Below are 6,374 nucleotides of genomic sequence, written 5' to 3' on the forward strand. Positions count from 1 at the left end.
GATTGCCCCTAAATATTTCAATTTCAGTACCGTTAGGAATGACATGAATCCTGGTGCAGCTTTGTCGTCATGATCAGATTGAGGATCCTTGACCAGTAAATATATTCCAACACCAACAACAAGTGTGACGGTCGAGAGTCCTAGCATCACATCTCGCCACCCATAAATTTCAGCAAGAATTGCCAGGGGTTTGGCACCTGCAACATTTCCAAAAGTTCCAAATGCAACAAACCAGGCTGACATGAGTCCAAACTGAGTTGGAGCAAATGATTTTGCGAAAATGAAAAGTGGCGCCATTAAAACCGGAGAGCAGCCAACACCAATAAACCCCATTGCAAGAATGAGATGTATCGGGGAAGTGGCAAACGAAAGAAAAAGCGCTCCACCTGCTCCGCCGAATAAGAAAAGTGCCGCCGTCATACGTCGGGGGCCGTATTTATCGAGCCATACACCAACGGGAAATTGTGCAAGAGCGAACACAATGAACCATGTGCCAGATGCAATGGATAAATCTGAAGGGGTTGCACCAAGATCAGTACCGAGATCTCCAGACAAAACAGCTAGAAAAGTTCGGTAGAATTGGCTCAGTACGTAGCCAAGAGCAAGAATTACAATGCCCGGAATCATAGGATGCATAAAGGTTCACATTTGTAGTTAGAATTTGCGCAAGAACATTTAGCCCATTCGAAACGTAACGCTAGGGGATAATTCTAACAGCTTGAACCCTTTTGTACTCTGCCAATCGTATCGCAGTACAGAAAACAATTCAAAACATCGCTGTAGGAAAAAGAAATGAAGAAACCTCGTATTGCGCTCGGTGGCTTGACAGAGGCAAATCAAATTGAAATACGCGAAGCGACTATAAAAGATGCACCAAGCCTGGCTCGTTTGATCGACATGGCTGGCGAAGGTATTCCGGATTGGTTGTGGCGTTCGATGGCGACTCCTGGACAGACTTCTCTAGATGTTGGCATTTCCAGAGCGTCTAGGGAAAGTGGTGGTTTTTCGTATAAGAACTCTATTGTCGCCCAATTGAACGATCAAGTTGTAGGTATGATGCTGGGATATATTGTAGCTGATCCCCAGCAGGAAGACGTAGATGCAATTGGTGACTTGCCGGAAGTGTTTCGGCCGTTTGTCGAATTGGAGTATCATTCAATTGGGACGTTCTATATAAATGCGATGGCTGTTTTTCCGGGCTTAAGAGGCTGCGGAATTGGTCGGCAATTGCTTCAAGCCGCTCGAAAAAAAGCTTTGCTGCTTGGGGCTGACTATATGAGCATCCAATCATTTTCTCAAAATCACGGAGCCGTGAGGCTCTATAAAGATATGGGATATGTCTATGAAGACAGCCGGCCTGTTTTGTTACATCCTTGCCCACCATATTACGATGGAGACGTAATTCTTCTTAAAAGGCCGGTATAATTTTGGGTGGTTTCAATTCCAAATTCACGTTCAAAAGCATGCCTCAACCAAAAGTACTTACTTACAAACTCTGCGATTGCCAGATTTACCATGTCGTGCCAGGTCAAAATGGAAGTGGTCTTGATGGAATTTGTCTGCACGCGGGCCTAGGACTGTTGTGAAATGTCCGCAAGCACCGTCATTGATGTCTCTTAGGAAAAGGCGTTCACTGCGCCTTCCTTTCCAACCCTTAGCAACGCTGACCTGTTTGCCATTGAATGTGCCGGTATAGCCCAAACAATTGCGGACCGAATTGACTTGTTTTGCGTCTTCTAAGAACGTTTCAGCTACCCATTTGGCGCGCAAAGGGTCGCCCGGCAATAGAACAGTTTCAGCATAATCACCCAATTTTGCATTATTGTGCGGCGTCATTTTACTCTCCGGTCAAAGTTTTGATGTCATCTAGCCATTTTTTGAAATCAGTTTCAATGATTTGATTGGCTCAAGGGCCTGAGCGTTGCGTGTGGGGCTTGACGCCTTAATACAGCTGATGCATTGAAAAGACTGCATTTACTAGGGAAGTCGCAAATGGATAAGTTCATCTCATTAACAGGCGTTGCTGCGCCATTGCCGTTTATCAATATCGATACAGATATGATTATCCCAAAACAGTATCTGAAAACCATCAAGCGCACCGGATTGGGTTCTGCCCTTTTTGCTGAGATGCGCTTTGAAGAAGATGGCGTGACAGAAAAGCCTGATTTTGTGCTCAACAAAGATGCATATCGTAACGCATCGATTATTGTTGCGGGCGACAATTTTGGCTGCGGGTCCAGCCGTGAACATGCGCCATGGGCGCTTAAAGATTTTGGCATACGTTGTGTGATCTCAACCAGCTTTGCCGACATTTTTTACAACAACTGCTTTAAGAACGGCATTTTGCCGGTGGTTGTTACTGAAGAACAATTGGCCGCGCTTATGGATGACGCGGACCGCGGATCAAACGCAACGATTTCCATTGATCTTGAAGCGCAAACAATTTCGGGCCCAGATGGGGGCACGATCAGTTTTGATATTGATCCATCGCGCAAGCAAGCCTTGCTGCAAGGTTTGGACGATGTTGGATTGACCATGGAAAAGGGCGAAGCGATTTCTGGCTTTGAAAGCAAAATGGAAGCTTCGCGTCCCTGGATTTAGATCCCTTTAAGCGAAATGATGTTGAGTTTTAAGGCGGGGAATGTCCCCGCCTTTTTTTGTTTGCCAGATTTTGGGCGCGCGTTATGCTGAAAAAAATACAATTCATAGGCATGGGTTTTTAATATGGCTGTACAACGCATTTCCACAGGGTCACCGTTTGAAAAACAGGCGGGTTATTCGCGTGCGATTAAAGATGGGGACTGGGTGCATGTGGCGGGCACCACAGGGTATGATTATAAAACCATGACCATGCCTGAAGATGTGGCTGCACAGGCACTAAACTGTTTTAACACCATCGCAGCGGCGCTTGAAGAGGCGGGTTCGTCGTTAAAAGATGTGGTGCGGGCGCGTTATTACATCACTGATCCTGCGTTCGCAGATGATGTTTTTGAAGTCACGGGTAAATATTTTGGTGAAGTTCGCCCGGCGGCAACAATGGTGGTCGCGGGGCTGATCAAACCAGAAATGAAAATTGAAATCGAGGTGACTGCGCGCATCGGTGCTGGCGATTAATCTGCTTCCCTCGTGTGGTGAAATGTCCACTTTTCAGATAATAGTTATTAAGATACGCTTGCGTATGTTATGTTGGAGAAGTGGTGATGTTTTTTGTTTTTGCAGCTTTGGCTGATTTTATCCTTTTTGTCTTGCATGTGGCGGCCATTTTTATTGGAGAGCCCGCTTATCTGTTCCTGCGGGCAGGTAAAGTGATGGCTGAAGCTGATGCGCGGGGCGAAACTTGGCCCGCTATTCTTACCGGCGCAATTTCCACAGTGTTTTTGGCATGGGCGGTTATTTCTTTTTGGGCGGGTACGAACAAACCATTCGCGCGTTGGGCGCGCTATTTAATGATTGGCATCGGCATTGTGTTTTTGCTGCGCGGTGGCGTGATTGTTCTGCAGCTGGGCGGAATGGCCCAATTCTCTGATGGCGAGGCGCCACAAATGCGTGATTTTATCTTCTCGGTTTCTGCACTCTTTATCGGATTGCTGCATTTGGCAGCAGTATTTAAAGATAAGCCGCGTTGATTGTTTCACCCAAACGATGATGGTTTTAGACGGTTTTGGCGCACAAAGCCTTGTCAGTTTCGCTTGTTGCGCGTAGCAAAGCCGCAACTGGATTAATTTTTGATAGGCATCATTATGGCACAGCAAAATCTTTTATTGTTGCCCGGCGACGGCATCGGCACCGAAATTATGGCGGAAGTTGAAAAGCTAATCGCCCATCTCAACGCAAAAGGTCTTGCAGACGTTGCTTTTGATACCGGTCTTGTGGGCGGTTCTGCATATGATGCGCATGGGGTCGCGATTTCTGAAGAAGACATGCAAAAAGCGCTAAGCGCGGATGCGGTGATCTTTGGTGCTGTTGGTGGTCCTAAATGGGACAATGTGCCTTACGAGTTGCGCCCAGAAGCGGGGCTTTTGCGCTTGCGTAAGGACCTTGGTCTGTTCGCAAATCTGCGCCCGGCAATTTGCTATCCGGCTTTGGCTGATGGCTCATCTTTAAAGCGCGAGATTGTTGAAGGCCTGGACATTCTTATCGTTCGCGAGTTGACCGGTGGCGTTTACTTTGGTGAACCAAAAGAGATCCATGATTTGGGCAATGGCCAAAAACGCGCAATTGATACGCAAGTCTATGAGACTTATGAAATTGAGCGCATTGCGCGCGTGGCCTTTGATATGGCACGCACACGCGACAATCGGGTTTCATCATCTGAAAAACGCAATGTGATGAAATCCGGCGTTTTGTGGCACGAAGTGGTGAGCGCCTTGCATGAAAGCGAATATGCTGACGTGCAATTGGATCACATTTTGGCAGACAATTGTGCAATGCAATTGGTGCGCAACCCGAAACAGTTCGATGTGATTGTTACGGACAATTTGTTCGGCGATATCTTGTCAGATGCGGCGGCCATGTTGACTGGGTCATTGGGCATGTTGCCTTCAGCCTCCTTGGGGGCGCCGGATGCGGAAACGGGTAAACGCAAAGCTTTGTACGAACCTGTTCATGGCTCTGCACCTGATATTGCGGGTCAAGGCATGGCCAACCCCATCGCCATGATTGCCAGCTTTGCAATGGCGCTTCGCTATTCGTTTGAAATGGTTGAATTGGCCGACAAGGTTGAAGCTGCCATCGCGGCTGTATTGGATGAAGGTTATCGCACCGGCGATATTATGCAAGACGGCTGCAAAAAGGTGTCGACCGCAGAAATGGGCGATGCGATTATCGCCAAACTCTAGCGCTTGCGCTTTTTACAGTTTCAGTTCTAAATTGGGCATCATTTTTGGTGCCCTTTTTTATGACGAAAACAATTGACTTTGATCAGCCCCTCACCAATGAGGACATTGAGCAGTTGTACCGCGACGGCAAGTTGCCGCGGGCCGGAATGCAATTCCTAAAACAGCTGGTGCAGCCGCGCGATTTATGGGGGCAATGGGCCGACAAGCTAAGTTTGGCCGTAGGTACAATTTTGGTGCTTGCGGGTATTGTGTTCTTCTTTGCGTTCAATTGGAAAGACATGCCAGGTTGGCAAAAACTTGGCTTAATTGATTTGGCACTTGTCGGCTGTTTGTTGGTTTCGCTCTGGCGCGGGTTGGATGATGGGGCGGGTCAAGCATTGGCGATTGGGGCGAGCATATTCGTCGGGGTATTCATGGCGGTGTTTGGTCAGATTTACCAAACCGGAGCCGACGCCTATCAATTGTTCATGATGTGGGCCCTATTGATTTTGCCATGGGTGATCCTGTCTAAATCCTTGGCGCATTGGACCTTGTGGTTGGTTGTTGCGCATACATTTTTGCTTGTTTTTTGGGTGCAAACCGTGGGCGATGGCATCGAAATTGATGTCCCCTTGGCCCTTTTGGGTTTGCTTGCTTATGGGCTGCAAAGTCACCTTGCATCCAAGCAGCCGAGCGGTTGGCTTGATCACAATTGGTTTTCGTGGATCTGGCTGTTCTATTCTCTCACCTTGACCGCTTTTTTGATCGGCGCGTGGGTATTCACCATGCGCTACGGATTTGATATTCCAAGCGATCCCTTTAACGGCGATCTTCGCACAATTGCTGGGCTGATTGGTTTGGCACTGCATTGCGCGGGCTATTATTTGGCGTTTAAGCGTTTCAAGCTTTTGGTCGGTGCGCAGATTTGGACATTGATCAGTTCGATTTTGATGTCGGCCATTTTCTTGATCCTATTTGCCGAATGGATATTTGATTGGGGTGATGGCGGTTTGTTGTTTGGTGGCCTGTTTATGGCTGCAGTTGTGGCCGGCATATTTTGGGGCGGGATCAAGTTTTTGAACATGCATCAGTTTGCTCCGCGTCCGGCGCGGGAGGTCAGCAATGTTGAGTAAGGAACATGCGATTACGCGCCTAAATGCTTACGGTGTGCCATTTTCTGAGCAAGTTTGGATGAGTGAAAGCAAACGAAAAGATGGCGAGTTTGGCGTTTTTGCCATTATCATTCGGGTGATCGCAGGGCTGTTCATCTTGGGTATGATGGTGGTGGCGATTGCGGGCCTTATTGCCTTGTTGGGACTAGATAGTCGTTGGGAACATGTGGCGGGCACAATTGGTGTTTTGACCACAGGTTTTGCTGCTTGGAAATTTCGTACTTCATATAAAATGCTTGAAAAGCAATATAGCTTTAAGGGGCTAATGTATTTATCGCTCTTGCTGGTGGGAAAGGCCTGCTTGCTGGCGGCGCTTTTTGGTTGGTTTGACACAGGGCTGTTTCGCTCAGAAAGTGGTTGGATTGTCGCCCTCGTCTTTTCGCTC

9 protein-coding genes are annotated in these 6,374 nt (G+C 47.7%); 7 read left to right on the top strand and 2 right to left on the bottom strand.

The window, feature by feature from the left end; all coding sequences use genetic code 11:
- A partial coding sequence (locus Q0231_RS00005) for a nitrate/nitrite transporter (RefSeq protein ID WP_299343490.1) occupies nucleotides 1-636 on the bottom strand: 636 nt, incomplete at its 3' end.
- A 156-nt stretch (nucleotides 637-792) separates the two neighbouring features.
- On the opposite strand from Q0231_RS00005, the gene Q0231_RS00010 reads away from it, so the two are divergent.
- Nucleotides 793-1,425, top strand: a complete 633-nt coding sequence (locus Q0231_RS00010) for a GNAT family N-acetyltransferase (RefSeq protein WP_299343492.1) — start codon at nucleotides 793-795, stop codon at nucleotides 1,423-1,425.
- Nucleotides 1,426-1,482: 57 nt separating this feature from the next.
- Here the strand turns inward: Q0231_RS00010 and Q0231_RS00015 are convergent, their stop codons facing one another.
- Complete coding sequence (locus Q0231_RS00015; RefSeq protein ID WP_299343493.1) at nucleotides 1,483-1,836, bottom strand: extensin family protein; 354 nt, start codon at nucleotides 1,834-1,836, stop codon at nucleotides 1,483-1,485.
- Between the two features lie 156 nt (nucleotides 1,837-1,992).
- Between Q0231_RS00015 and leuD the strand changes: the two genes are divergently transcribed.
- The 6 genes from leuD to Q0231_RS00045 all read left to right on the top strand — a co-directional run.
- Nucleotides 1,993-2,601, top strand: a complete 609-nt coding sequence (gene leuD, locus Q0231_RS00020; RefSeq protein WP_299343495.1) for a 3-isopropylmalate dehydratase small subunit — start codon at nucleotides 1,993-1,995, stop codon at nucleotides 2,599-2,601.
- A gap of 123 nt (nucleotides 2,602-2,724) precedes the next feature.
- A complete protein-coding gene (locus Q0231_RS00025) occupies nucleotides 2,725-3,114 on the top strand; it encodes a RidA family protein (protein WP_269393562.1) in 390 nt (129 codons plus the stop codon).
- Between the two features lie 86 nt (nucleotides 3,115-3,200).
- Nucleotides 3,201-3,626 carry a hypothetical protein gene (locus Q0231_RS00030; RefSeq protein WP_299343498.1) on the top strand — a complete coding sequence of 142 codons (426 nt, stop codon included), beginning with the start codon at nucleotides 3,201-3,203 and terminating at the stop codon, nucleotides 3,624-3,626.
- Nucleotides 3,627-3,740: 114 nt separating this feature from the next.
- On the top strand, nucleotides 3,741-4,838 hold the full coding sequence (leuB, locus tag Q0231_RS00035) for a 3-isopropylmalate dehydrogenase (protein ID WP_299343500.1): 1,098 nt from the start codon (nucleotides 3,741-3,743) through the stop codon (nucleotides 4,836-4,838).
- A gap of 59 nt (nucleotides 4,839-4,897) precedes the next feature.
- Nucleotides 4,898-5,950 carry a DUF2157 domain-containing protein gene (locus Q0231_RS00040; RefSeq protein ID WP_299343502.1) on the top strand — a complete coding sequence of 351 codons (1,053 nt, stop codon included), beginning with the start codon at nucleotides 4,898-4,900 and terminating at the stop codon, nucleotides 5,948-5,950.
- Nucleotides 5,940-6,374, top strand: a 435-nt coding sequence (locus tag Q0231_RS00045) for a hypothetical protein (protein ID WP_299343504.1), incomplete at its 3' end; no start/stop codon positions are given. The genes Q0231_RS00040 and Q0231_RS00045, both read left to right, overlap by 11 nt.

Origin of the sequence: uncultured Maritalea sp., from assembly GCF_937139385.1 — a bacterium.
Taxonomy (GTDB): Bacteria; Pseudomonadota; Alphaproteobacteria; order Rhizobiales; family Devosiaceae; genus Maritalea; species Maritalea porphyrae_A.